This window comes from Thalassobaculum sp. (assembly GCF_040219215.1).
Lineage (GTDB): Bacteria > Pseudomonadota > Alphaproteobacteria > Thalassobaculales > Thalassobaculaceae > Thalassobaculum_A.
Window position 1 is genome coordinate 152479 of the sequence record NZ_JAVJSX010000019.1, and the last position, 25616, is coordinate 178094.

The window sequence follows — 25616 nt, forward strand, 5'->3', positions numbered from 1 at the left end:
AAGTCCTTCCGCATCTGGGAAGGCCCCTGGACCCGGGGGCAAAGATTCCTCTAGGCTCCCCATTCCAAAACTCCTTAACAACGGAGGGGCTCATGACCTGGGGACGCTCGATCGCACGCAGCCTGCTGGCGGCGGCGGCGGCGGTGCCGATGATCGCGGGGCTTACGACCGCGACACCGGCAGCAGCCGAGACCACGTTGCGCGTGGTGATGCACTCGGATCTCAAAATCGTCGATCCGATCTGGACCACCGCGTACATCACCCGCAATCACGGCTACATGATCTACGACACGCTTTTCGCGATGGACGAGAAGTTGAATGTCACGCCGCAGATGGTCGATACGTGGAAAGTCAGCGACGACAAGCTGACCTACACCTTCACCCTGCGCGACGGCCTGAAGTGGCACGACGGCCAGCCGGTAACCGCCGAGGACTGCATCGCCTCGATCAAGCGCTGGGGTGCCAAGGACTCGATGGGACAGAAGCTGCTGTCCTTCGTCGCCGACATGAAGGCGACCGACGCCAAGACCTTCACCATGCAGCTCAAGGAGGCCTATGGCCTGGTGCTGCTGTCGCTGGCCAAGCCGAGTTCGAACGTACCGTTCATGATGCCGAAGCGGGTCGCCGAAACCCCGCCGGGCGACCAGATTTCCGAGTACATCGGCTCCGGTCCGTTCGTCTTCCAGAAGGATGAGTGGAAGCCGGGCGACAAGACCGTCTACACCAAGTTCGCCGACTACAAGCCGCGCAGCGAGCCCGGAAGCTGGGCCGCCGGTGGCAAGGTCGCCAAGGTCGACCGCGTCGAGTGGATCTCGATGCCGGACCACCAGACCGCTGTGAACGCTCTGGTCGCAGGCGAGATCGACGTCCTCGAGGCACCGCCGCACGACCTGCTGCCGATCCTTGAGGGATCGTCGGACGTGGCCCTGCTGAACACCAATCCGCTCGGTAACCAGTACATGTTCCGCATGAACTGGCTGCATCCGCCGTTCGACAACCAGAAGGTCCGGCAGGCCGCTATCGCCGCGCTGGCCCAGGAGCCGTTCCTGCAGGCGGTGATCGGCAATCCGAAGTACTACAAGGTCTGCCCGGCGATGTTCGTGTGCGACACACCCTTCGCGTTCACCGAAGGTGGTGATGCGCTGGTCAAGTCGGACTTCGACAAGTCGAAGGCCCTGCTGAAGGAAGCCGGTTACGACGGCACCCCGGTGGTGCTGATGCACTCCACCGACCTCGCCGTTCTGACCAACCTCGCCCCGGTCGCAGCCGACCTGCTGCGTAAGGGCGGCTTCACCGTCGACATGCAGTCCATGGACTGGCAGACCCTGGTCTCTCGTCGTTCGAAGAAGGAAAAGCCGGCCGAAGGCGGCTGGAATGCCTTCCTGACATCCTGGGTCGCGGCCGACATCCTGAACCCGATCTCTGCCGCCGGTTACAACACCGGCTGCGACAAGGCCTGGTTCGGCTGGCCGTGCGACGAGGAGATGGAGAAGCTCCGCAACTCGTTCTCGACCGAGACCGACGCTGCGAAGCAGAAGGATCTTGCCAAGCAGATCCAAATCCGTGCGATGACGATCGGAACCCATGCCCATGCCGGGCAGTGGTACCAGCCGACCGCCATCCGCTCGGACAAGGTCGACGGCATGTTGAATGGTCCGGCTCCGTTCTTCTGGAACATCACCAAGAAGGGCGGCTGACGGCCGACAGCATCGGGGCACGAAGAGAGATGGCAGATATCCGAGGGGAAGAACGCGCATGTTAGCCTTCGTCGCGCGACGTCTGCTGGCCACCATCCCCGTCCTGGCGATGGTGGCCCTCTTCGTATTCTTCATGCTGCGACTGACGCCGGGCGATCCGGCGGCAATCATCGCCGGCGACAACGCCACGCCGATCCAGATCGAGGAAATCCGCGAGCGTCTCGGTCTGAACGACCCGCTGCCAACCCAGTTGGTCATCTGGGCCGGCAAGCTGTTGCAGGGCGACCTGGGTGAATCCTTCTTCTTCAAAATGAAGGTCACCGACCTGATCATCCAACGGGTGGAGCCGACGTTGGCCCTGGCTACCACGACCATGCTGTTCACGCTGCTGGTCGCGATACCGCTCGGAGTGATCGCGGCCTACCGGCAGGGCGGCTGGTTGGACCGGGCGGTGATGGGACTGTCGGTCGCCGGGTTCTCGATCCCGGTGTTCGTGCTGGGCTACCTGCTGATCTACATCTTCGCGGTCGAGCTGAAATGGTTCCCCGTGCAGGGTTACAAATCGATCACGGCCGGGCTGTGGCCGTTCCTGCACCGTATGATCCTGCCCAGCCTGACATTGAGCGTTATCTACATCGCGCTGATCGCACGCATCACCCGCGCCAGCGTGATCGACGTGCTGGGCGAGGACTATATTCGCACCGCCAAGGCGAAAGGCCTGACCAATCGCGTCGTCCTGGTCCGCCACGCGCTGCGCAATGCCGCCGTGCCGATCATCACGATCGTCGGCATCGGTATCGCCCTGCTGATCGGCGGGGTGGTGGTGACGGAGAGCGTCTACAACATCCCCGGACTTGGCCGACTGACGGTCGACGCCGTGCTCGGACGCGACTACCCGACAATCCAGGCGGTGATCCTGGTGTTCTCGTTCGTCTACGTCCTGATCAATCTGCTGATCGATCTCTCGTACACGCTTCTCGATCCCCGCATCCGGTACTGATAGGGCGCACGTTCGATGACCGCTCCCGATCTCGTCGATTCCGCCGCACAGGCGGCCGCATCCGCCCAGCGGCCGAGCCTGTTTCGCCAGCTGCTGCGCAATCACAGCGTTACCTTCGGTACCGTGGTGCTGCTGGCGATGGTCGTCCTCGGCCTGCTTGCGCCCTTTCTCGGGACCATCGATCCGGCATCGATCGATCCGGTCTGGCGCAACAAGGTGCCCGGTACCGAGCGGACGATCACCACGCCGTCCGGCGAGGATATCGCGTTCATCCACTCGATGGGCACGGACTCTCTCGGCCGCGACCTGTACAGCCGGGTGGTCTACGGCGCGCGCATCTCGTTGATCGTCGGCCTGTTCGTGGCCCTGATCTCGGTTGCCATCGGACTGGTGATCGGACTGGTGTCCGGCTACATCCGATGGCTCGACGGCATCGTCATGCGGGTGATGGACGGGCTGATGGCGATCCCGAACATCCTGCTGGCGATCGGTCTCGTCTCGCTGTGGGGCGCCGGAGTCGTCACCGTGATCATTGCGATCGCCGTGCCTGAGATCCCCCGGGTCGTGCGGCTGGTGCGCTCGATCGTGCTGTCGATCCGCGAGGAACCGTATGTCGAAGCGGCAATCTCGGTCGGCACGCCGCTGATCCCGATCCTGTACCGCCACGTGCTGCCGAACACCGTGGCGCCGTTGCTGGTCCAGGGCACCTACGTGTGCGCGTCGGCGATCCTGGTGGAGGCGATCCTGAGCTTCCTGGGCGTCGGCATCCCGCCGGAAACGCCGACCTGGGGCAACATCATGGCCGAGGGGCGCGTGCTGTTTCAGGTGTTCCCGCACAACATCCTGTTTCCAGGGGTCTTCCTGGCCCTGACCATTCTGGCGGTGAACCTGCTGGGCGACGGATTGCGCGACACGCTCGATCCACGCATGGCCAAGCGTTTCTGAGGGGTAGCAGGTGGGAAGCGCCGCAATGACCGACCGGCCGGTCCTGGAAATCGACAATCTGACCGTCAAGCTGCCCAAGGGGGCGGATCGGGCGAACGCGATCGAGAACATCTCGATCAGCGTCCGGCGCCGCGAAATCGTCTGCCTGGTCGGCGAGTCCGGATCAGGCAAGTCGGTCAGCGCGTTCTCGGTAATGGGCCTGCTGCCCGGCCGGGACATGGCGCCGATCGCCGGTTCCATCAAGCTCGAAGGCGAGGAACTGATCGGCGCCGACGAGGCGCGCATGCGCGACCTTCGGGGCGCCCGGATGTCGATGATCTTCCAGGAACCGATGACCGCCCTGAACCCCACCATGACCTGCGGCCAGCAGATCGAAGAGGTTCTGACGACCCACACCGAGCATGATGCCGACGAGCGGCAGAAACGGATTCTGAACATTCTCGAGCAGGTGCATTTGCCCGATCCGCCGCGGATGGCGGCGTCGTATCCGCACCAGCTGTCGGGTGGGCAGCGCCAGCGGATCATGATCGCCATGGCCCTGGTGCTGGAACCCGCATTGCTGATCGCCGACGAGCCGACCACGGCGCTCGACGTCACGACGCAGGCGCAGATCCTGAGGCTGATCAAGGAAATCCAGGCGACCCACGAGACCGCCGTGCTGTTCATCACCCACGATTTCGGCGTGGTCGCCGACATCGCCGACCGGGTGGCGGTGATGCAATGGGGCAAGGTGGTCGAGGAAGGCACGGCCGACGACGTGCTGCGCCGCCCGACTCACCCTTACACCAAGATGCTGATCGGCTCGGTTCCCAGCTTCACGCCGCGGATCCGCCCTCGCCAGTCCGATGCACCGGTGGTGCTCGCCACCGACAATTTGTCCAAGACGTATACCGGCGGCGGTTTCTTCCAGAAGGCCCGGCCCGTGCGCGCGGCCGACGCCGTGACCGTCGAGATTCGCAGGGGTGAGACCCTCGGGATCGTCGGCGAGTCGGGCTCCGGCAAGTCGACGGTCGCGCGCTGCATTGCCCGCCTGATCAACCCAAGCGGCGGCCACGTCTACCTGGACGGCGACGACATCGCCAAGGCCTCACCGTTCCAACTGCGCAGCCTGCGGCGGCGGGTGCAGATCGTGTTCCAGGATCCGTACCGGTCGTTGAACCCCAGGCGGACCGTCGGCGCCTCGATCATCGAGGGTCCGATGAACTACGGTACCAGCCACGCGGATGCGATGAAGCGCGCCCAGGAACTGATGACCCTGGTTCGCCTCGATCCCGGCAGCCTGGACCGGTACCCGCACCAATTCTCCGGCGGTCAGCGCCAGCGCATCTGCATTGCCCGTGCACTCGCCATGGGGCCCGACCTGCTGATCGCCGACGAGGCAGTCTCCGCGCTCGACGTATCGGTCCAGGCCCAGGTTCTGGACTTGCTGGATGACATCCGCCAACGGCTCGACCTCGCCATGCTGTTCATCACCCACGACCTGCGCGTCGCCGCCCAGGTCTGCGACACGGTGGCAGTGATGCATCGCGGCGAGGTGGTGGAGTACGGGACAGCAGCCGACGTCTTCGGCAATCCGCAGCACGACTACACCCGCTCGCTGTTCGCCGCCGCTCCGGGTCGGGGCTTCGCGTTCGGCGGCGCCGCGGCATAGGGACGGGGCGTCGGCAGTGACAATCCACGCGACCGGTGAAATTATCCGCGGATGACCGGATCCGCTACCAGCGACACCCCCAGCGTCATGTTCCTGTCGGTGGACATGGTGCGATCAAAGCAGTTGAAGACGGCCTACATTCGCCGCCAGGAGTCATGGCTGCCGCTGTTCCGCGACCTGTTCGAGACCTTCCCGCTGATCCTGGTCGGCAAGGTGGCGCTGCGGTTCGTCGACGAGGAGCAGGTTCCCCAGTACCGGGTCTGGAAGACACTCGGAGACGAGATCGTTTTCTCGACGCTGGAGCGCGAGGACAAGGCCCGGGCCCTGCTGCTCGGCGCTTTCCATGACGCCGTGACCGAGTTCGACAGCCGGAACCAGACGATGGGCGGCTACGGCGTCAAGGGATGTGCCTGGAACGTCGTGCTGGGCGGCATGAATGAGACGATCGCGATACCGGAGATGGCGTCGGCGGACGGCGCCGGATACGAGGACGTCATCGGGCCGGACGTGGATTTCGGCTTCGTCCTCGCCAAGCACGGCCGCGACGGGCACACCATCATCGATGCCGATCTGGCGCGCGTGGTCGACGGGTGTGATCCCGAGATCGATCTGTGCGCCATCGTCCACAACAGCTTCGACACGCCGTTCCGCCTCGAGGCATTGGCGCAGACCTTCCGGCTGGCTCCCCGGGGCGAGCCATAGGCCGCACGGGTCCGGGCGGTGCCTATCCGCCGCCGAGAACGGACTTCGGCAGCATGACGTGGATGCCCTTGTGCTCGTTGACCAGTTGCGTGACCCGCACGTCGGCGGCAAGGCTCATCAGCATGAACGCCTGGTGGCGTGACAGGTTCGACGTCGCGGTGACCCAGTCGATCATCTGCCGCAACGCATGGCTGGCCGCATCGTCGAGATCGGGGTCCATTCCCATGCTGATCCGGTGCGTCGGCGTCTCCGCACGCGGGTAGGTCCAGCCCAGGTCCTTGCGCAGGATCACCTCGACGGTGCCTTCCAGCGCCGTCTCGATCGCGGTGACACACACTTCGCCATCGCCCTGTACGCCGTGGCCGTCCCCGAGCGACAACTTGGCGCCCTCAGCGAATACCGGCAGGTACAGCGTGGTGCCGGGGATCAGTTCCTTGTTGTCGAGGTTTCCGCCGTGAGCGCGCGGCTGAATGGTCGAGATCGTACCCCAGCCCGGGGGCGGGGCCACGCCCATTACGCCGAAGAATGGTCGCAGCGGCAGCTCGGTGCCCCAGGGCAGCCGGCCGACGTTGCGCTCGCGATCGAGCGCGATGATCATCTGCTCGCCGGTCGGAAAGTCGTTCGGCAGCGCCCCCGCCAGCGGCCGGACAAACGTGTAGCCCCAGTCCTGACGCAGCTTGATGTCCAGGATGCGGATCTCCAGCACGTCCCCAGGCACAGCACCTCGTACGGCAATCGGCCCGGTCAGAATGTGCCCCGGCAGCTTGCGTTGAGCATGCTCATGGATCGCATACAGTTCCGGTGGCACATGGAAACCATCGCCGGGCAGGTTGGCCGGCCCGCCGGATACCGTTTCAACGGTAACGCGGTCGCCGCTGTCGATGGTCAGCGTCGGTTTCAGTTCCGCGTCGAACCAGCCCCAATGAACCGTGTCAGGGCTGGCGCCGAGCCGATGATGCGCCATGCCGATCTCCCTCAGCTATCCAGCGGTGCGGGATTATGGACCGCGCTCGCGGCGGACGTCGACCCGTGGCGGCTCTCGCATCGCCGACACCGTGGCTGCATCCGATGCCACGCCAAGCGTTTGGCAGATTTCCGCGAGGCCGGCGGCCGGGTCGGCCTCCAGGCGGTCTTCCTGAATGGTAATGATCCGGTCGATCGGCACGCCGAAACCGCCGACCCGGGCCTGAAAGGCGGCCAATGCGTCGCGCGCCGCCGCAATCACCCGCTCGATGCCGATCGCACCGATCGCAGCGGCAGCGGCCTCGGCATTGCGGACCAGCACCAGCAGCGATATCGGCGGCGGATTCTGGAACGGAAACAACGGGCCGGACGGGTCGTGGAAAATCACGATGCGCGCGCCACTCTCGGCCCGGACACCGGCGAACAAGCGGCTCAGTTCCGCCACCCCTTCGGTCCGCCCCAAGCTGACGAGGTCAAGCGGCTTCGCTCCCTCAGGGTTCGCACGGCTCGACCGGATCCTGGCTCTGGCCGCCCGGAACAGGCGCTGACCGATGTCCACGGCCGGGACTGCCGCAATCTCGGGATGGCGCCCCAGGCACACCAGCAGTTCGTCCGGTCTGGTAGCCGGTCCAGCGAGCAGCAGGATATCTCCCATACGGCGGTTGCCCCAGTTGCGGGTCACGGTGAGCGGCAGGTCATCAGCAGTGTCTCGCGAACCGACGCACACAGCAAGCGGTGGTAGAAGTACTCGCTGAATCGTTGTTTTTAAACGCACTCTTGGAGCAAGCTCCGGATCGTGACATGTTCCCAGCATTGGCGGGTAGAAGAGGTGGATATCCGGTATGCAGCCCCTTGCTGCCATATCATCTCAGTGGATCGACTCGACGGGCGAGACCGTCGACCTTAGGGCCCGGCTTGGCCGGTTGGGCGACGACGTCTCCGCCTATGCGCTGCACACGCTCGGATGGGTGCGGATTGTTCAGATCTCCCGATACTCGGAGTTCAGCTTCGACGCCCGGTCCGCTCGCGACCTCACGATCGAGGCTTTGATTGACGCCCTCAGGCGCCACGCGCGGTTCGACAGCCACCAGCTGTTGCGGATCGAGGTCTATGACGGTGAGAACTGGCAGCAGCAGACCTCGTCCGACGTTGAGTCCCTGGTGAAGTTCGTGCAATACGCCTGCGCACGGGCCAGCGCCGGTGATCCGGCCGCCGTGCTGCACCAGATACCTTACTCGATCGATCGGATCTGGACCCTCGGCGACCCGCAGGTTCGGGCGGTGGCCGAAGCGTGGCGCAGCACTGCCGGCCTGCTGACCGATGAACTGGACACGGCCATCGGTCGCGACTGCCCGGACCGCAGCGTCAAGGTCATGGTGCCGACGGACTCGACCTTCCGATTTGACCGCTACCGCAGTTCACCAACCGGGCCGTGGGACCGCAATGTCTGGGACCGGTTCATTGGCGAAACGGTTCGCGACATCGTCCCCGACCGGTCGCTGGCAACATCGGTAACGCGGGCCGGGGAACTTGTCCTGCGATCCCGAACGCCTCGTCTGGAACGGTGCAAGGGGCCGGTACTCGCCACTGAAGGGATCCGGAATTTCGCCTGGTATCGCATCAGTCTCCCGGTGTGGCTTCCCGACGACGATCGGACGCAGACCCCGCACGGCGTGCTGATGGTCCTGTCGCCCGACTGGCGCGAGGACGAAGCGGCCTAGGCACGCGCCTTGGCCGCCGAACCGTCGATCTCGTTGACCCGCAACCGGGTGTCGCCGCCGATCAGTTCGTCGATCTGGGCAAACGTCACTGGCGGTTCCTTGGCGATCAGAAACATCTCGGTTCGATCCGGAATGTGCGGGCGGAACCAGCGGATTCGGTCCAGCACGTATTGCGAACGGTAGCGCTGCTTGACAACCCCGTGGTCGACGATGCCCCGTTCCACGATGCTGATCGTCGTCTGCCGCCCCCATCTGGCCTGGATGACGCTGCCGCCCAGCACCCCCAGGACCGTCGGCAGGTTCGACACCCGCCCGCGGTAGTCCGGGCGAACCCACATCGCCCCGACCCAGACCACCGTGTCGTCAATCGTCGACGCGTATCGATCGGCCTCCCCCTCAATGAGCAACCGCTCGCCCCGGGCCATCTGTTCCACGGGATTGGCGTAGAACAGGCTGAGGGTCGTGAGGTGGTCGGCCAGTGTAGTGACACCGAAACGGTACAGCCTTACCGCATAGGTAGCGACGATGCCCGCAGCATCCCGGACCACGAAGCCGATGGCATCGCCGGAACGGAACGGCTTGATCTTGGGATCAAAGGCATTCGGCACGAACTTGCCAACCGACCGGACCAGGCCGTTGAAGTGCTCGAGATCGCCGGTGATCTGCAGGTCCAGGCCTGCGGCGTGGAAATCCTGATCGAACAACGGGAACACCGTTTCCAGCGCCGCCCGCTGGTCGAGAACGTCGGCGTGGATCGGCCCTATGGAAGCGAGCAAGGGTGTTTCTGTCATGGCCCCCTCTCCGGAAGTCACAGGGACACCGGGACATCCGGCTCCTTTGTAACCTTAGGCTGCACCGGCGCCGACCACGACGGAGCGCCCGCGACTCGGCACAGCGATTAGGGGGATTGAGGGAGGTGAATTTCGCGCCTGCCGCGACTCGGATCTCGTGAATTTGACCCTGGCAAGCCGATCTGTGCCGCTATACTGGCTCAAGGAGGAGCCCATGCCTGATCAACCGACCAGCGCCATCGAGAGTTGGCACGCGCACGTCTACTTTGGTGCGGAAACGCGCGAGGCGGCCCGCGCGTTGTACGATCGCGTCACGGCGGGCTTTCCCGATGTCGAGATGGGGCGATTCCACGAGCGGCCGGTCGGTCCGCATCCGATGTGGAGCTACCAGATCGCGTTTGCCCCGGCATCCTTTGCCGAGATCGTACCCTGGCTGGTCCTGAACCGCGGCGACCTGGACGTGTTCGTCCATCCGAACACCGGAAACGGCCGTTCCGATCACTCGGCCCACGTGATGTTTCTGGGCAAATCCTACGCGCTGGACCTATCGATCTTCAGCGATTGATCGATCAGGTCGATCTTCAGCGATTGATCGATCAGGCTGGCGCCCGCCCGGCAGCGTGGTCGTCCGCCCGCTTATGAGCGCGGTTGGCTACCATCCGGTCATGCAGGACGGTGATCGTGCGGCTGCCGGTCTTCACGAACAGGAACGGCAGTATTCCGTGAACCAGACAGGCAAGGCCCGCCAGCACCATTCGCGCACCAAAGCTGAACGCCACGCCCATGTGCTCGGGATAGGTCTCGCCAACCGACTGCGGGTGCTCGGTGAACAGGCCGGCCATATCTCGATCCTCCAACATCGCGTCACACTTTCATTCTGACGGTCAGAATACCGCCCGTTTCGCGAAAAGAGTTTGCGATCTTTCCATCTTCGAGCTTGATATGTAGAATTTTTTTCCATGGATGACCTTGATCGAAAAATCCTGACCCTCCTCCAGGTCGACGCCGACCTGGCGCTGGCCGACATCGCCGAGCGGGTCGGCCTGTCGACGACACCGTGCTGGCGGCGGATCCAGAACCTGGAGAAGGCCGGTGTCATCCGCGCCCGTGTGGCCCTGCTTGACGCCGCCAAGATCAATCTCGGAGTGACGGTGTTCGTGCGGATCAGAACCAACCGGCACGACCTGGAGTGGCTCGAACTGTTCGCCCGGGCGATCGCCGACATCCCCGAGATCGTCGAGGTCTACCGGATGAGCGGCGATATCGACTATGTCCTGAAGGTCGTCGTCCCCGACATCACCAGCTACGACGCCATCTACAAGCAACTGATCGGCAGCGTCCCAATGATGGACGTCAGCTCGAACTTCGCGATGGAAGAGATCAAGCTGACCACCGCATTGCCGCTCACCTACGTATGACCGGTCAGCGAACCGGCCGCCTGGGAAGATCCAGCGCCCGCCAAACCTCGTCCAGCGCCGACACCAGGCGTTCGATCGCATCGTCGTCGTGCAGCGGAGTCGGTGTGATCCGCAGCCGCTCGGTACCGCGCGGCACGGTCGGGTAGTTGATCGGCTGCACGTAGATCGCGTGCTCGGCCAACAGCCGGTCGCTGGCCTGCCGGCATAGATTGGCCTCGCCGACGATCACCGGAACGATATGGCTCGGATTGTCCATCACCGGCAGGCCAAGCTCGGCCAGACGGCGTTTGACCATCGCGGCACGTTCCTGATGGCGTTCCCGTTCGGTCCGGGACGACTTCAGATGCTCGATCGCCATACGGGCACCTGCAGCGACATGCGGCGGCAGGGCGGTGGTGAAGATGAAGCCGGAAGCGAAGGATCGAACGAAATCAACCAGGTCGCGGCTTCCGGCTATGTACCCGCCAAAGCTGCCGAACGCCTTGCCAAGTGTTCCCTGGATGACATCAAGGCGGCCGGCCACGCCATCGCGTTCAGCGACCCCCCCACCGCGTGGCCCGTATAGCCCGACCGCGTGCACCTCATCCAGATAGGTCAGCGCACCATGGCGCTCGGCGACGTCGCACAGCTCGGCGATCGGCGCGATGTCGCCATCCATCGAATACACGCTCTCGAACGCCACCAGCTTCGCCCGGTCCGGTGCGACCGCCGAGAGGCGTCGGTCGAGATCAGCCGGATCATTGTGGCGGAAGATCACCTTGTCGGCCCGGGAGTGGCGGATGCCCTCGATCATCGACGCGTGGTTCGCGGCGTCGGAGAACACCACGCAGTTCGGCAACCGCGCCGCCAGGGTAGCCAACGCCGCCATGTTTGCGACATAGCCCGACGAGAACAGCAGCGCCGCCTGCTTGTCGTGCAGATCGGCGAGCGATGCTTCCAGCAGAACGTGATTGTGGTTGGTACCGGCGATGTTGCGGGTGCCGCCGGCTCCGGCCCCCGACTTCATCAGTGCATCCTGCACAGCCTGCAACACCTTCGGGTGCTGCCCCATGCCGAGGTAGTCGTTCGAGCACCAGACCGTCACTTCCGCGACCGGGCCATCGTGATGATCGGCGCGCGGAAACGAACCGGCACGGCGTTCAAGGTCCGCGAACACCCGGTAGTTGCCGTCCGCTCTCAGAGTATCGAGCGCGTCGGCGAAGAACCGATGGTGATCCGCCGGCGTTGCTTCCGGGGATCGGGCCGTCGCCGGTCGGGCGGAATGCGGCATGGTCGTGCTCCTGCGCGGCGTCGGCCAGCAAATCGGCGAACTGTCACCGCTGGCTGACGGAAGTGCCGGTAACAATCGCGTGTCCGAATCGCAACCGGGCGTTACGCCGCACCTATGATGCCTCCACGATGCACGACGCTACTGCAAACCGTGGGCAATGAGGATACCGTTCGCTAATACAACCGTACGACGCAAGGACGTCGATCATGTTCGACCGCCCCTATTTCGACAACCAGCGCTCAGCCTTCGGCGACGAGAAGATCGCGCGATTCCTGTCGATGTTCGTGCACGAACTGTCGCAACGACGGGCCGCGCTCGACGTGGCGGCGCGATGCGGCAGACGCCAGGAACTCGCCGACCACGCCCACGCCGTTGCATCCGTAGCCGGCAGCCTTGGGTTCATGACCCTGGTAACCATCGGCCGTCGGCTGGAAGAGGACGTTGCGGAAATGCCGACCGACAAGCTGAACGACGCGCTTGGCGAATTCCGGCAAGCGATTACCGCTGCGACCGGTGTTGCCGTCGGGCTGGCCGACGAACTGGCCGATACCGCCGACGCTGGACGCCACGCCTCCGACACCTGATACGGCCGCCATCATCACGCCTGCCAGACGACGGGAAACATCTCGCAATCCATGACGTCGCCATGGGCCAGACCCGGATCTGAGGTCGGGAATCCAACCTCACCGGGCCGCACGCAGTAGCGCGCGTCGTCACCGGTCCAGCGGGTCGCCAGGGCACGCCGACGGTTGGCGCTTCGGTTTCCGGGGGCCCCGTGCACGATCATTGCCTGGAACACGAGGCAGTCCCCCGGCTCCAGCGCGAAACGCAGGATCCGATGACGGTCACGCTCCGCTTCGATGTCTGGAAGCGGCGGCAGACCGGTGTCGGCGTACAGCGTGCCATCGGCAAAGTGGTACGGGCTGAACTCTGGCCAGGCGTGCGACCCGGCGACGTACTCCACGCAGGTGTCCTCGGCGACCGGATCGAACGGCACCCACAGCGAGCACACCTGCCGGCCCGCGACGGCCCAGTACGGCTGGTCCTGGTGCCACGGGGTGCGTTCCGAGGTCCCGGGTTCCTTCACCAGAAGCTGGTCGTAGAAGAAATTGATCTTCGAGGCTCCCATGATGGCGCCGGCAACCCCGGCCGCCGGGGACTCGAACACGAAGCGACGGAACGGCTCGTGACGCCGCCACATCTCCAGGTCGCCGAAGAAACGGCCGCCGGAACGTGCGTATTCCTCGCCATGGCTGCCGGGTGCGGCCATCGCGCGGTCGACGGCCTCGCCCATGTACGCGATCCAGTCAGCATCGAAGACGCCGCGCAGGCAGACGATGCCGTCGCGTTCGTAGGCGGTGATGGCCTCAGAGGAAACGGGGGCGAGCGGGCGGCGGTTCATGAAGCGTTTCTAGCAGAACGCCCCCGCCCGGCGAAGCGGCTGGCAGGCGCTGGTCAGGCGGCGAAATTCACCGCCTGTCCACGGGGCCGGGCGGTCGTCGTGCCGCTGGACCGGGGAACGGATCCGGAGCCTGCCTGGCCGGACACCGCTGCGCCTTTGAAACGTGGCGAAAGTCCTGAAGGCGAGGAACTCCGGGTCGGTCCGGTGATGATGATCTGGAGCTGGTCCACCGGATCGGATGCGCCGTCGCTCATATCGGAACTCCTCGTACGTCGTTGCGTCCCAAGAATGCCCGACGGTGATGAAGGAAGCCTTGGCAGACAGGGTGAACGAAGAGTTAACATCGGCATTCCACCGATCAGGATCCTCACATGGCCAGCAACCTCTCACCGGTCGACGGCGAACGCTTCTGGAACACCCTGATGGCGTCGGCCGAGATCGGAAAAGGCTCACGCGGCGGTCTGGCCCGCCTAACGTTGTCGGAATCAGACGGGCAGGTGCGGAACCTGTTCCGGTCCTGGGCCGAAGCCGATGGTTACTCAGTCACGGTCGACCGGCTCGGCAACACCTTCGTGCGGCGCGGCGGCTCTGACGACAGCCTGCCGCCGGTGCTGGTCGGCAGCCACCTGGACACCCAGGCCGCCGGTGGCCGGTTCGACGGCATCCTGGGCGTGATGGCCGGGCTGGAGATCCTGCGCGCCCTCGACGATGCCGGGATCACCACCCGGCGGGCGATCGAGGTGGTGAACTGGACCAACGAGGAGGGGGGCCGGTTCCCGCCACCGATGCTGTGTTCCGGGGTATTCGCTGGGATCCACGACCTCGACTGGGCGCTGCAACGCACCGATCAGACCGGCGTCACGGTCGCACAAGCCCTGGATGCCATCGGCTGGGCAGGCGAAGCACCGGTCGGCAGCCGCGATCTGGACAGCTACTTCGAGATCCACATCGAGCAGGGACCTGCCCTTTGGGAAGCGGGAATTCCGCTGGGCATCGTGGTTGCTCCATACCTCGCCCGCGGAATGCGGATCGAGATCACCGGCGAGAATGCCCACAGCGGCCCCACCCCGATGGCCCGCCGCCGCAACGCGCTGGTTGGCGCCGCCAGCGTGGCGCTCGCCGTCAACCGGATCGGCCACGCCTACGCCGACCGGGAGGGCAAGTCGACCGTAGCCCGGCTGGAGGCATCGCCGAACATTCCCGGCATCATCTCCGACCGGGCGACCCTGTTTGTGGACTTCCGCAGCCCCGACCCGAAATTGACCGCCGAGATGGAGGAGCGCATCAGGGCCTCCCTGCCCGACAGCGCCGCCGAAACCAGCACCGAGATCGCCGTGGGCGATTCCTGGACCTTCGGCGAGACCTCGTTCGACCCGGAGTTGATCGACCTGGTGCGGCGCAGCGCCGACGATCTGGGTGTGCCGTACCGCGAGATGATGAGCCAGGCCGGTCATGACGCCTACCACCTCGCGCGGATCACACCGACCGTTCTGCTGTTCACGCCGTGCGACGAGGGCATCAGCCACAACGAGGCAGAGAACACCCGCCTGGAAGACCAACTCCCTGGCCTGCAGGTACTGTTCGGCGCCGTTCTGGCCCGAGCCAATCGATAGGAGAGAGGCATTATGGCGGGTGATCCGAAGTTCCAACCGGTCGACGCCGCCGTGGTGCCGCGGTTTGCCGACGTCGCCACCTTCATGCGCACCAAGCGCCACGGCATCGACCCGGAGGTCGACATCGCGCTGGTCGGCGTGCCGTTCGATCTCGGCGTCAACTACCGCACCGGCGCCCGGCAGGGTCCGGCCGGAGTGCGCGAGGCATCACGCCTGATCCGCCGGGTGCACCCGACCACCGGGGTATCGCCGTTCGACATCTGCAACGTTGCCGACCTGGGTGACGCGCCGGTCAATCCGCTCGACAAGTCCAAGTCGATCGCGCAGATCCAGGAATTCTACGAAATCCTGCGCGAGAACCGGATCGTCCCGATCTCCATCGGCGGCGACCACACCATCCCGACTCCCATCCTGCGCGGCCTGGTCAAGGACGAACCGGTCGGCGTGCTGCAGTTCGACGCCCATCCGGACACGCTGGCCGAGCTGTGCGGCGACACCGTCAACCACGCGACCTTCATGCGGCTGGGCCACAAGGAGGGCTGGATCGATCCGAAGCGCACGCTGCAGATCGGCCTGAGGGGCAGCCGGTTCTCCGAAGGTGACATCCAGTACGGCATCGATGCCGGGTTTACGGTGATCACCATCGACGAGTTCGAGGCGATGGGCCGGGCCGCGGTGATCGCCAAGATCCACGAGGTGCTCGGCGACAAACCGTTCTACATCACCCTGGACATCGACGGCATCGACCCGGCGTTCTGCCCGGGCACTGCGGTTCCGGAGATCGGCGGCCTGATCCCGCGCGACCTGCAGGTGATCCTGCGTTCGCTGACCGGCAAGCCGATCATCGGCGCCGACATCAGCGAGGTCGCACCCTGCTTCGATCCGACCGGCATCACCTGCGTCACCGCCGCCAACCTGATGTTCGAGATGCTGTGCGCGATTGCACCGTCGATCGAACGCTGATGCGTTTTCGTCCGGTGCACGGCACAGGACGGCGTGCTATGAGTGGCCCGTCATTGCGACTGCGCGGAGGTTCGGACACACCGGTCGATCGCTGAGCGCCAACGCTGGGCGCCACCCCAACCGGCATCTGTTCGTTCATCCTCCTCATGACATCCGGAGATTTGAGAGCCGACCGGCGGGTCGAAACGGCGCGTGCGCTCCTGGACAGCGGAGATCATGACGGTGCCCTGTCCGTACTGGAACAGACGCTTGAGCTGACGCCCGATTGGCCGGAACTGCACTTTCTGATTGGTGAAACCGCTGCGGCATCCGGTTGCCGCGACCGGGCGGTAGCCGCGTACGTGCGCTATCTTTCGCTCAGTCCCGGCGACCGCCTGGGTGCCCTGCCCCATCTCGCCCTGCTCGGCGCCACTCCGCTGCCCGACGGCCTGCCATCGGCGTACGTGGCGGCGTTGTTCGACGAATATGCGCCGCGGTTCGAGCGCTCCCTGCTGGTCGGCCTGGACTACCAGGGGCCGGCGCAATTGCTGCAGGCCATCGAAGCGGTACGCGGTCCGAACGCGAGCTTTGGTTCGGTGATCGATCTCGGCTGCGGCACGGGGTTGGTAGGCGAGCGTCTGCGCCGACGCTGCACCTGGATCGAGGGCGTCGACCTGTCGGTCGCAATGATCGCGCAAGCGGACGGCAAGGGGGTGTACGACGCGCTCCATGTCGGCGAATTGACCGACCATCTGGCGAACGACACCCGCCGTTTCGACCTGGTGACAGCCGGCGACGTCCTGATCTACCTGGGCGACCTGGCCCCGTTGTTCGAAGCTGTGACGCGACGTCTGGCCGATGGCGGCCTGTTTGCCGTGACGGCCGAGGCGGCTGAAACCGACTCGACCGGCGTCGACCGGCGGCTCCGTCCGTCACGCCGGTTCGCGCACTCTGCCGACTACCTGACGCGTGTCGCCGGCGAACATGGGCTCGTCCTCCACCGGCACGAGCGAACCGTTCTGCGCCGAGACGGCCCGGACGCGATTGAAGCCCACGTGATGGTGTTCGGGCGTGCTCCGGCGGACGGTCGACCGCGAACGCTAGCCCCGGAACGTCCAGAACTTGTTCAGCACGAAGTGCCAGAAGACCAGGCCGCCGGTCACCATGACCTGGGCGGCCAGATAAAACACGCCGAGATGGTCGACCAATAGCGCCATCAGCGCACCGTTCAGGACCAGCCCGCTGGCCGCGACGGCGAGAAACTTCGGACCGGCCGACCGATGGGCACGGTCCGACCGGAACACCAGTTGCCGGTTCAAGACGTAGTTGACCAGCGCACCGGCCAGAAAGCCGATCACCGATGCCATGACCGGATCGACGCCGCCGAGTTCGACCAGCCCGGTCAGCGCTGAGTAGTGCGCGACCAGGCCAACGATCCCGACGGTCGCGAAGCCCAGGAACTGGCGCAGCAGGAACACCGCTCCACCGTTCACCGGGCGTCTCCGACGAGCATTGCCCAAAGATGTTCGACCGACAGCGGTTCGTAGATGAACTGAACGCGGTGCTTCCCCGCTGATAGCGAGGCCGCCATGAACAACGCGTTGGCACGCCGCGGCTCCTGGCGCTCGCCGTCCACATAGGCAACCCAGCCCGGATAGCCGATGTCGTGCAGGACCACGAAGCCGGGCCGCTGCGCCGACACCTCAAGGTCGACCCGGTCACTGGTTCGTTCAAGCATCCGGACAAATCCTGCGCGTCCACGGACCTGCGCCGGCTGGATCGGCGGTTCCGGCAGCGGGTCGATCAGGGCTTCGCGGCGCCAGTCCAGACGCGGCAGGCCGCCTTGCTCGATCAGCGTTTCCGGATCGTACCGCCGCGCACCCTCGCGACCGATGAACAGGACCCGCGGCACTGTCCGTGGGTTCTCGTAAACCCAGCTGCCTCGAAATCTCAGGGCCGGCCCGAAAGCGGATGCGCTCGCCGGATCGACCTCTTCCATCGGTCCGCCGAGGACAATGATGCGCACCCCGAGCAGATCGGCGAAATCGGAGCGGTATCCGGTCATCAGGGTACCGAAGCGTCGCTCCAGGGTGTGCGAGTTCTGTTCGGACCCGACGGCCTTGTCATACTCGGCCAGCCGCAGCGGATTATAGCCGAGCGTGTCTTCGACACCGATCGACATGGGCAGGTTCTGCCAGGCACCGCCCAGCCCCAGGACTTCAACCCGCACCGGACCTTCGTACAGCTCGATCTCCGACACCTCGCATTCCAGCCACGCCGCCAGAGGCACGTCCTCGGGATCATCGAGCACCGTGAACGGCTTGATCGACATGGCGTTCAGCGGTGTGCCGACGGTGAAGATCCGCAGGTCAATCAGGGTCAGGAGCAGCAGGGCCGCAACCGCCGCTGTACGGCGCGCCGGAACGGCGGTGCGGCCCGACCGCACCGCCCAGGCGACGACCACGACTGCGGCGATAGCCATCGCCGCTGTGGTACCGAGGGCCGGCAATGTCTGGATCAATCGGCCCTGGCTATGCGCCACGCCTGCTCCGGCCGCCAGCAGCGCCATTGCGATCGCCGCTTCCACGCCTCGCCGCCACCCGGCAACCACCGGCAGCCCGTCGCGCAGCACGCGGTCGCACAGCCAGCCGGCCGACAATGCCAGAGTCGCCCCCAGCAGGAAGGTCGCGTCCGCCGGGCGTCGAAACCTGTCGACACCCGGAACATGGTCGAACAGCACCTCGAATATCGGCGTGTAGTGACCCAGCGCGTAGATCGCAAAGAACGCCGCAAGCGCCAGCGGCAACCGGCCTTCGCCTTTCAGCAGCCGACCGCGCAGCAGCCCGATCCACAGGACCAGGACGATCGGGATCATCCCCACGTAAAGCTGAACGATGGTGCGATCCACCGGCAGCTGCGGTGACCATAGTGCGCTGCCGGGCCCCCAGTAAGTCGTATGCGACGACACCCCACCGAACAGGTTGGGGATGAGCATGGTCAGCAGGCTCTCCGGCGGTATCGACTGCTTGGCCCCGAACGCAAAGGCGAAAGACGGGCGGTTGCTGACCTCCGCGAACTCGAGCGTGGCAAGCACGGGCACGGCTGCCAGCAACACCGCGACTGATACCGCCAAAAGACCGACCAGGAGACGCTCCTTGACGAAGCCGGCGCGATCGGAGGCTGCTGAGACCCGCGCCACTACGAATGCAAACAGCGCGATCAACCCCAGGAAGGCCACCTGATCGCGGCCGATAACCAGCATCCCGACGGCCAGCCCCGCGAGCAAGCCCCGTCGGATGGTCGGTCGGTCCAACGCCGCATCGAGCGCCAGCAGGACGACGGGGATAAAGGCATGACTCTGAACCAGCAGGGTGTGCTGCAGGCGGGCCGAGGCCGACGCGCCGACCATCATCACCAGCGCGGCCAAGACGGCCGCCGCCGGGTGCCAGCCGCGTCGCAGGCCAAACAGCGCAGCGGCCAAGCCGCCGATCAGCAACTCGATCAGGACCACGGCATCGCCGGCGCGCGCCGAAGGCTCGGGGTCGAGCGCGGCCAGCAGCAGGAAGCCTGGCGACAGGATCATCGACTGCGGGTCACCCAGCGCCGGCCGGCCACCGAAGCTCTCGGGCATCCACAGCGGCCAGTCGCCCTGTGCCAAATGCTCCGCGAGCCAGCGCAGCATCGCGAGGAAGTGGATCTTGGCGTCCCACGGGATGGTCAGGCCGCCAACCAGCCAGGGCCAGGCCAGCACAACCCAGGCGGCGGTAATCGCCGCCAAGGCGATCATTGCCTCCCGAAGCCGTGGCCGGTCCGCCAGAATCATCGCCGTGCCGGGTCCTGGGCGACGCCGATCTCCAAAACCTCATCAACCCCGATGGACTGATCGACGATGTACAGAGGTCGCCGCTTCACCTCGGTGAAGACCCTGCCGACATACTCGCCCAGCACGCCCAGGGTGATCAGTTGAACGCCACCGAAGAACGCAACGGCCACCATCAGCGATGCATAGCCGGGGACGTCGACACCTTCGATCAGCGTGCGGATCGCGATGAAAGTCCCGTAGAGCAACGCCAGCATCGACACCAGGACGCCGATGTACGACCAGACCCGCAACGGCATCACGCTGAACGCGGTGACCGCATCCAGCGCCAGCATCCACAGCCGCCAGAACGACCATCGGGAGTGCCCGGCATGCCGCGCCTCCGGCGTGAACGGCACGGCCACCCGCCGGAACCCGACCCAGGCGTACAATCCCTTGCCGAACCGTCCGCGCTCGGGCAGCGCGTTCAACGCCCGCACCACCCGTCGGTCGAACAGCGCGAAATCGCCGCCGTGGCGCATCAGCTTCACTTCGCCGACCGCGTCGAAGAACCGATAGAACCGGCGTGTCAGCCAACGCCGAAGGCCTGGAAGTTCGCCGGACCGGTCGCGCTGGCCGTAAACGATCTGCGCGCCCTGCCGCCACTCGGAAACGAAGGTCTCGATCAGCTCGGGCGGGTGCTGCAGGTCGGCGTCCATCAACACGACCGCGGCACCGGACGCGTGTCGCAGGCCGGCCGCGAGCGCGATCTCCTTGCCGAAGTTTCGGCTGAACCGCAGCGCCTTGATCCGCGGATCCCGGGCATTCAGCTCCGAGAGCCGTTCATAGGTCGCGTCCGTACTGCGGTCGTCGACGACCAGAACCTCGAACGGCAGACCGATCCGCTCAAGCGCCGCCGTCAGCCGGGCCAACAATGGGTCGAGATTGTCCGCCTCATTGTACGCGGGCACCACGACCGAGAGGCCGGACCGATCGGTCCCCGACGCCTCGTCTTTCGCCGTCATGATCTCTGGTACCGTGTCCATCTGCTTCGCGGCTACAGTGGGCCGCGAGGTCACCCCGGCGACACCTATCCCGCGTCCTCCGTTTCCGCGCAAGATGGATGAGTACGTATCAACGCCTTCAAAAACCTGTGATCCTGTGCGCCGACGACTACGGTATCGCGCCGGGCGTCAGCCGCGGAATCCGAGCGCTGGCCGCTGCCGGACGCCTGTCTGCGACCAGTTGCATGGCGCTGTTCCCAGAATGGCCGGCCGAAGCCGGCAAGCTCGGCGACCTGGTCGACCGGATCGACGTCGGCCTGCACCTCACGTTGACCGATCATCCCCCGCTGGGCGCAATGCCGAAGTTGGCGCCCGGTGGCCGATTACCGCCACTCGGCCGACTGATCCGCGACACCCACCTTGGCCGGTTGGACCGGGCCGAAATCTCCGGCGAGATCGGACGACAGTTGGATGCCTTCGAAGCGGCTCTGGGCCGGCCGCCGGCATTCATCGACGGTCACCAGCATGTCCATCTGCTGCCAGGGGTCCGTGACGGCGTCCTGGCATTGTTCGATCATCGCCTCGACAGGCGGACCACATGGCTGCGTTCGTGCTTTGAACCGACGGCAACCATCCTGCGGCGAAGGCGCGATGCGGCGCGGGCCCTGGTGATCGCGCAGCTCGGAAGGCCCCTCGCCCGAGTCACTGCCGAGGCCGGCATCGCCACGAATGTCGGGTTCAGTGGCGTGACGTCGTTTCGGTCGAACCGCGCGGTGGACCATGATTTTGCCGGCTATCTTGACCATACCGGCAGCCGGCCCCTGGTGATGTGCCATCCCGGCGAGGTCGATGACCTGCTGGCGGCCCGCGATCCGGTTCTGGCCTCCCGCGAAGCCGAGCTCGCCTATCTCCGCAGCGACCTGTTCGCCGAACGGATGGCTCGACACCATATGGTGCTGGCAAGAGGCCCTCATCCGGACGATAGAAACGCGATGCCGTCATGAAGGACGTTCTGTTCGCCCACGAGCCGGCCATCCGCCTTGGCATCTTCGCCGGGGTCTTTGCCGCGATGGCCTTATGGGAGTTGGCCGCTCCGCGACGGCATCAGAAGATCGGGCGGCTGGGCCGGTGGCCCGGCAACCTGGGTGTCGTTGCCGTCGACACCATCCTGGTCAGGTTGTTGTTCCCGACGGCCGCGGTCGGGATGGCGCTGCTGGCGGAAGCGCGAGGCTGGGGTCTGCTGGTCCTCATCCCGGTGCCGGGCTGGTTGGCGGTGATCGCCTCGGTCGTCCTGCTGGACCTGGCCATCTATCTGCAGCACCGGCTGTTCCACGCGGTGCCTTGGCTCTGGCGCCTGCATCGAATGCATCATGCCGACCTTGAACTCGACGTGACCTCCGGTATCCGCTTCCATCCGGTGGAGATCGTGCTGTCGATGCTGATCAAGCTCGGGGTCGTGGTGGCACTCGGCGCTCCGGCCGTGGCAGTCCTGATCTTCGAGGTCCTGCTGAACGCGTCCTCCATGTTCAATCACAGCAATGTGCGCCTGCCGCAGTCGCTCGACCGGGCGCTGCGATGGGTGCTGGTTACGCCCGACATGCACCGTGTCCACCACTCGATCGTCCGCCGCGAGACCGACAGCAACTTCGGCTTCAATCTGCCGTGGTGGGACCGGCTGTTCGCCACTTACCGCGCCCAACCCGAGGCCGGACATCTCGGCATGACAATCGGGATCCCGCAGTTCCGGGATCCCGGAGAACTCCGGCTCGACCGGATGCTGCTGCAGCCCCTGCGCAGCGATACCCATGTCGAGCAGGAGCCCGGCAAGCCGGTCGGCTGAGACATTCCCTTACACTGCTGAAGCAGTGAGCACGATGATCGCACCCAGCGACACCGATCGGCTATACGTTCTGACCGGCGGTCCAGGCGCCGGAAAGACGACCCTGGTAGAGGCTTTGGCAAAGGCTGGCTACGCCATATCCCCCGAAGCCGGCCGCGGCGTCATCAAGGATCAGGCCGCCATCGAGGGCCAAGCGTTGCCGTGGTCCGACCCAGGCCTGTACGCCGAGCTGATGCTGAGCTGGGACATGCGCTCCCACCATCTGGCGCGCCGGCGGTCGGGACCTGTGTTCTTCGACCGCAGCGTGCTCGACACCATCGGATACTTGCGGCTTCTCGGGCGGACGGTGCCGGTCCACATGGACAAGGCTGCCACAATGTTCCGGTACAATCGTCGGGTCTTCATCGCCCCGCCCTGGCCCGAGATCTTCGAACAGGATTCCGAACGCAGGCAAACCCTGGACGAAGCCACCCGAACCTATGAGGCGATGGTCACGACCTATCGCGACTACGGGTATGAACTGCAGGAGTTGCCGCGGGTGAGCGTCGACGAGCGGGTGGAGTACATTGCAGCGCAGCTCCCGACCGCGTTCGCCACCCGGAATCGGCCATAGCAACAACACAGCACCAGTGCTCAGACGGTGGTTGACGCTAATCAATGCCCTCGCCGACGCCCCCGGCATTCTGAGGGTACCGATCAGGGGGGCAGCATGGGCACGACGTTGCAGTTTCTAGGTGGGGCTGGGACCGTCACCGGCTCGAAATACCTGGTCACATCCGGTCGCACGCGGGTGCTGGTCGACTGCGGGCTGTTCCAGGGCTTCAAGCATCTTCGGCTGCGCAACTGGGCGCCGCTACCAGTGGTCCCGTCCAGCATCGACGCCGTCGTCCTGACGCACGCCCACATCGATCACTCCGGCTATCTACCCCGGCTGGTTGCGGATGGATTCCAGGGGCCGGTGTATTCGACCGACGCAACGCGCGACCTTTGCGGGATCCTGCTGCCCGATAGCGCACATCTTCAGGAGAAGGACGCCGAGTTCGCCAATCGCCACGGCTTCTCCAAGCATCACCCTGCCCTACCGCTCTACACCCGTGCCGACGCCGAGGCGGCATTGGCGCGCTTGGTGCCCATTGAGTTCGATATAGAGCGACGCATCGCGTCGTCCATCACGATCCGTTTTCAACCCGCAGGGCACATCCTCGGCGCGGCGATCGTCTCGATGAGCTGCGGAAAACAGCAGATCGTCTTCTCGGGCGATCTGGGCCGGACCGGCAGCGCCACCATGGTCGACCCCGCACCAGTCCAGAGCGCCGACTACCTGCTGGTGGAATCCACCTATGGCAACCGTCGACACGATCAAAGCGACCCCGAAGACGCGCTCGCCGCAGCCATAAGCAGGACGGCGGCAAGAGGCGGGACCGTCATCATTCCATCCTTCGCGGTCGGGCGAGCCCAGACCCTGCTGTACCACATTCATCGCCTGAAAGTTGCCCGGCGCATCCCGGATCTCCCCGTGTTCCTTGACAGCCCGATGAGCATCGACGCCAGCGAGTTGTTCTGCAGTCACCATCGCGAGCACAAGCTGAACGCAGAACAAGCGCGCGCCGCCTGTTCGGTCGCACGCTACGTGCGGGATCCGGAGGAATCGAAAGAGCTCGACGCCAATCCGATGCCGAAGATCATCGTGTCGGCCAGCGGCATGGCGACCGGCGGTCGGATACTGCATCACCTGAAGCACTACGCACCCGATCCGCGAAACCTGATCATGTTCGCAGGCTTTCAGGCAGGCGGCACCCGGGGCGCGGCCATGACCGAAGGCGCGGAGTCCATCAAGATCCACGGCCAGTACTTCGACGTTCGAGCGGAGGTCCGGAATCTTTCGATGTTCTCTGCCCACGCTGACGGTGATGAAGTGATGGAGTGGCTGCGGAACATGGAAGAGCCGCCAAAGCAGACCTTCGTGGTCCACGGAGAACCCACTGCGGCCGACACGCTGCGCCACCGGATCGAAGAGGAACTGGGATGGGACTGTCGGGTGCCCGAACATCTGGAGACGGTGCCGCTGCCGTGATCGCAGGGTTGCGACCATCGCGGCGTGGACATGTTCAACGGCCGAAACTATCTCTGCGGTAGATGCTGACGCACCGCGACATTTGGGAAGCCGATCGGTCATGGATCTGAACGCCGACTTCGCCCAGCGCGTCGCGTTGCACGCCGACGAGATCGAATGGCGGACATCGCCGACTCCTGGGGTCTCCCGCCGGATGCTGGACCGCATCGGCGACGAGGTCGCACGCGCCACCTCGATCGTGCGCTACGATCCCGGCAGCCGGTTCCCCGAGCATGTCCACGGCGGCGGCGAGGAGTTCATCGTCCTGGACGGCGTGTTCCAGGACGACCGCGGCGACTATCCGGCTGGCTGCTACGTCCGCAACCCGCCGCAGTCGAGGCACACGCCCGGCTCGGCACCAGGCTGCACCATCCTGGTCAAGCTGTGGCAGTTCGACCCCGCGGACCGAAGCCATGTGATCATCGACACCAACAGGATCGGCGCCGTACCCGATGGCAATCGGGCGGGCGTGTCGATCACCCCGCTGTTCAAGGACGCACGTGAGGACGTGCGCATCGAGCGCTGGGTGCCGGATAAGACGGTGTCGGTCGAATGGACGGGCGGTGCCGAACTGTTCGTGCTGGACGGTGGCTTCGTGCAGGCCGCGGAGGCGTTCCGCCGCCACTCGTGGCTGCGGCTGCCTGATGACGGTGAGACCACCGTCGACGTTGGCCCCGATGGTGCCACCGTGTGGGTCAAGACCGGTCATCTGCGGTTCGCGGCGCCGCCTGCCGGCTAACCCCGA

The 25616-nt window shown here is 65.3% G+C and carries 27 protein-coding genes; 17 read left to right on the forward strand and 10 right to left on the reverse strand.

What is annotated here, in order from left to right; all coding sequences use genetic code 11:
• Positions 1-92 precede the first annotated feature (92 nt).
• The 5 genes from RIC54_RS14890 to RIC54_RS14910 are packed head-to-tail and all read left to right on the forward strand — an operon-like array spanning position 93 to position 5995.
• A complete protein-coding gene (locus RIC54_RS14890; protein WP_350084977.1) occupies positions 93-1697 on the forward strand; it encodes an ABC transporter substrate-binding protein in 1605 nt (534 codons plus the stop codon).
• 58 nt (positions 1698-1755) lie between these two features.
• Positions 1756-2697 carry an ABC transporter permease gene (locus RIC54_RS14895; protein ID WP_350084978.1) on the forward strand — a complete coding sequence of 314 codons (942 nt, stop codon included), beginning with the start codon at positions 1756-1758 and terminating at the stop codon, positions 2695-2697.
• A gap of 15 nt (positions 2698-2712) precedes the next feature.
• Entirely contained in the window at positions 2713-3642 is a 930-nt protein-coding gene (locus tag RIC54_RS14900) for an ABC transporter permease (protein WP_350084979.1), read from the forward strand.
• 25 nt (positions 3643-3667) lie between these two features.
• Positions 3668-5293, forward strand: coding sequence for an ABC transporter ATP-binding protein (locus RIC54_RS14905; RefSeq protein ID WP_350084980.1), 1626 nt, complete (start codon positions 3668-3670; stop codon positions 5291-5293).
• 51 nt (positions 5294-5344) lie between these two features.
• The gene (locus RIC54_RS14910; RefSeq protein WP_350084981.1) at positions 5345-5995 is read left to right on the forward strand and encodes a hypothetical protein; all 651 of its coding nucleotides are present in this window, start codon (positions 5345-5347) and stop codon (positions 5993-5995) included.
• A gap of 22 nt (positions 5996-6017) precedes the next feature.
• On the opposite strand, the gene RIC54_RS14915 is transcribed toward RIC54_RS14910, so the two are convergent.
• Positions 6018-6959, reverse strand: a complete 942-nt coding sequence (locus tag RIC54_RS14915; protein ID WP_350084982.1) for an acetamidase/formamidase family protein — start codon at positions 6957-6959, stop codon at positions 6018-6020.
• 33 nt (positions 6960-6992) lie between these two features.
• Positions 6993-7640 (reverse strand): hypothetical protein, encoded by a 648-nt coding sequence (locus tag RIC54_RS14920; protein WP_350084983.1) that lies wholly within the window; start codon positions 7638-7640, stop codon positions 6993-6995.
• A gap of 160 nt (positions 7641-7800) precedes the next feature.
• Here RIC54_RS14920 and RIC54_RS14925 point away from each other — a divergent pair, with 160 nt between their 5' ends.
• Positions 7801-8679: a hypothetical protein gene (locus tag RIC54_RS14925; protein ID WP_350084984.1), complete on the forward strand. Its 879-nt coding sequence runs from the start codon at positions 7801-7803 to the stop codon at positions 8677-8679.
• On the opposite strand, the gene RIC54_RS14930 is transcribed toward RIC54_RS14925, so the two are convergent.
• Positions 8676-9470 (reverse strand): hypothetical protein, encoded by a 795-nt coding sequence (locus tag RIC54_RS14930; protein ID WP_350084985.1) that lies wholly within the window; start codon positions 9468-9470, stop codon positions 8676-8678. The genes RIC54_RS14925 and RIC54_RS14930 overlap by 4 nt on opposite strands.
• Before the next feature lie 214 nt (positions 9471-9684).
• On the opposite strand from RIC54_RS14930, the gene RIC54_RS14935 reads away from it, so the two are divergent.
• A complete protein-coding gene (locus tag RIC54_RS14935; protein WP_350084986.1) occupies positions 9685-10035 on the forward strand; it encodes a DOPA 4,5-dioxygenase family protein in 351 nt (116 codons plus the stop codon).
• Between the two features lie 31 nt (positions 10036-10066).
• Here the strand turns inward: RIC54_RS14935 and RIC54_RS14940 are convergent, their stop codons facing one another.
• On the reverse strand, positions 10067-10312 hold the full coding sequence (locus tag RIC54_RS14940; RefSeq protein ID WP_350084987.1) for a DUF6356 family protein: 246 nt from the start codon (positions 10310-10312) through the stop codon (positions 10067-10069).
• A gap of 117 nt (positions 10313-10429) precedes the next feature.
• On the opposite strand from RIC54_RS14940, the gene RIC54_RS14945 reads away from it, so the two are divergent.
• The gene (locus RIC54_RS14945; protein WP_350084988.1) at positions 10430-10888 is read left to right on the forward strand and encodes an Lrp/AsnC family transcriptional regulator; all 459 of its coding nucleotides are present in this window, start codon (positions 10430-10432) and stop codon (positions 10886-10888) included.
• Positions 10889-10892: 4 nt separating this feature from the next.
• Here the strand turns inward: RIC54_RS14945 and hemA are convergent, their stop codons facing one another.
• Positions 10893-12158 carry a 5-aminolevulinate synthase gene (hemA, locus tag RIC54_RS14950; RefSeq protein WP_350084989.1) on the reverse strand — a complete coding sequence of 422 codons (1266 nt, stop codon included), beginning with the start codon at positions 12156-12158 and terminating at the stop codon, positions 10893-10895.
• A 206-nt stretch (positions 12159-12364) separates the two neighbouring features.
• Here hemA and RIC54_RS14955 point away from each other — a divergent pair, with 206 nt between their 5' ends.
• Positions 12365-12742, forward strand: a complete 378-nt coding sequence (locus RIC54_RS14955; protein ID WP_350084990.1) for an Hpt domain-containing protein — start codon at positions 12365-12367, stop codon at positions 12740-12742.
• A 14-nt stretch (positions 12743-12756) separates the two neighbouring features.
• On the opposite strand, the gene RIC54_RS14960 is transcribed toward RIC54_RS14955, so the two are convergent.
• Positions 12757-13560 (reverse strand): phytanoyl-CoA dioxygenase family protein, encoded by an 804-nt coding sequence (locus tag RIC54_RS14960; protein WP_350084991.1) that lies wholly within the window; start codon positions 13558-13560, stop codon positions 12757-12759.
• 53 nt (positions 13561-13613) lie between these two features.
• Positions 13614-13814, reverse strand: coding sequence for a hypothetical protein (locus RIC54_RS14965; RefSeq protein WP_350084992.1), 201 nt, complete (start codon positions 13812-13814; stop codon positions 13614-13616).
• Positions 13815-13931: 117 nt separating this feature from the next.
• Between RIC54_RS14965 and RIC54_RS14970 the strand changes: the two genes are divergently transcribed.
• The 3 genes from RIC54_RS14970 to RIC54_RS14980 all read left to right on the forward strand — a co-directional run bounded on the left by RIC54_RS14970 (position 13932) and on the right by RIC54_RS14980 (position 17326).
• Positions 13932-15173: a Zn-dependent hydrolase gene (locus RIC54_RS14970; protein WP_350084993.1), complete on the forward strand. Its 1242-nt coding sequence runs from the start codon at positions 13932-13934 to the stop codon at positions 15171-15173.
• Positions 15174-15185: 12 nt separating this feature from the next.
• Positions 15186-16136, forward strand: coding sequence for an agmatinase (gene speB, locus RIC54_RS14975; protein ID WP_350084994.1), 951 nt, complete (start codon positions 15186-15188; stop codon positions 16134-16136).
• A 161-nt stretch (positions 16137-16297) separates the two neighbouring features.
• Positions 16298-17326: a methyltransferase domain-containing protein gene (locus tag RIC54_RS14980; RefSeq protein ID WP_350084995.1), complete on the forward strand. Its 1029-nt coding sequence runs from the start codon at positions 16298-16300 to the stop codon at positions 17324-17326.
• On the opposite strand, the gene RIC54_RS14985 is transcribed toward RIC54_RS14980, so the two are convergent.
• From RIC54_RS14985 to RIC54_RS14995, 3 genes are read right to left on the reverse strand one after another with little or no spacing between them, the layout of a single operon-like run.
• Positions 17216-17608 (reverse strand): GtrA family protein, encoded by a 393-nt coding sequence (locus RIC54_RS14985; RefSeq protein WP_350084996.1) that lies wholly within the window; start codon positions 17606-17608, stop codon positions 17216-17218. The two genes, RIC54_RS14980 and RIC54_RS14985, sit on opposite strands and share 111 nt — an antisense overlap.
• Entirely contained in the window at positions 17605-19938 is a 2334-nt protein-coding gene (locus RIC54_RS14990) for a YfhO family protein (RefSeq protein WP_350084997.1), read from the reverse strand. The genes RIC54_RS14985 and RIC54_RS14990 overlap by 4 nt, the downstream gene beginning before the upstream one ends.
• Entirely contained in the window at positions 19935-20960 is a 1026-nt protein-coding gene (locus tag RIC54_RS14995) for a glycosyltransferase family 2 protein (RefSeq protein ID WP_350084998.1), read from the reverse strand. Before RIC54_RS14995 ends, RIC54_RS14990 begins: the two co-directional genes overlap by 4 nt.
• 77 nt (positions 20961-21037) lie before the next feature.
• Between RIC54_RS14995 and RIC54_RS15000 the strand changes: the two genes are divergently transcribed.
• The 5 genes from RIC54_RS15000 to RIC54_RS15020 all read left to right on the forward strand — a co-directional run bounded on the left by RIC54_RS15000 (position 21038) and on the right by RIC54_RS15020 (position 25610).
• On the forward strand, positions 21038-21922 hold the full coding sequence (locus RIC54_RS15000; protein WP_350084999.1) for a ChbG/HpnK family deacetylase: 885 nt from the start codon (positions 21038-21040) through the stop codon (positions 21920-21922).
• Positions 21919-22758 (forward strand): sterol desaturase family protein, encoded by an 840-nt coding sequence (locus tag RIC54_RS15005; RefSeq protein ID WP_350085000.1) that lies wholly within the window; start codon positions 21919-21921, stop codon positions 22756-22758. The genes RIC54_RS15000 and RIC54_RS15005 overlap by 4 nt, the downstream gene beginning before the upstream one ends.
• Positions 22759-22792: 34 nt before the next feature.
• The gene (locus tag RIC54_RS15010; protein ID WP_350085001.1) at positions 22793-23371 is read left to right on the forward strand and encodes an AAA family ATPase; all 579 of its coding nucleotides are present in this window, start codon (positions 22793-22795) and stop codon (positions 23369-23371) included.
• Between the two features lie 96 nt (positions 23372-23467).
• Positions 23468-24832, forward strand: a complete 1365-nt coding sequence (locus tag RIC54_RS15015; RefSeq protein WP_350085002.1) for an MBL fold metallo-hydrolase RNA specificity domain-containing protein — start codon at positions 23468-23470, stop codon at positions 24830-24832.
• Between the two features lie 100 nt (positions 24833-24932).
• Positions 24933-25610, forward strand: coding sequence for a cupin domain-containing protein (locus RIC54_RS15020; RefSeq protein WP_350085003.1), 678 nt, complete (start codon positions 24933-24935; stop codon positions 25608-25610).
• Positions 25611-25616: the final 6 nt, after the last annotated feature.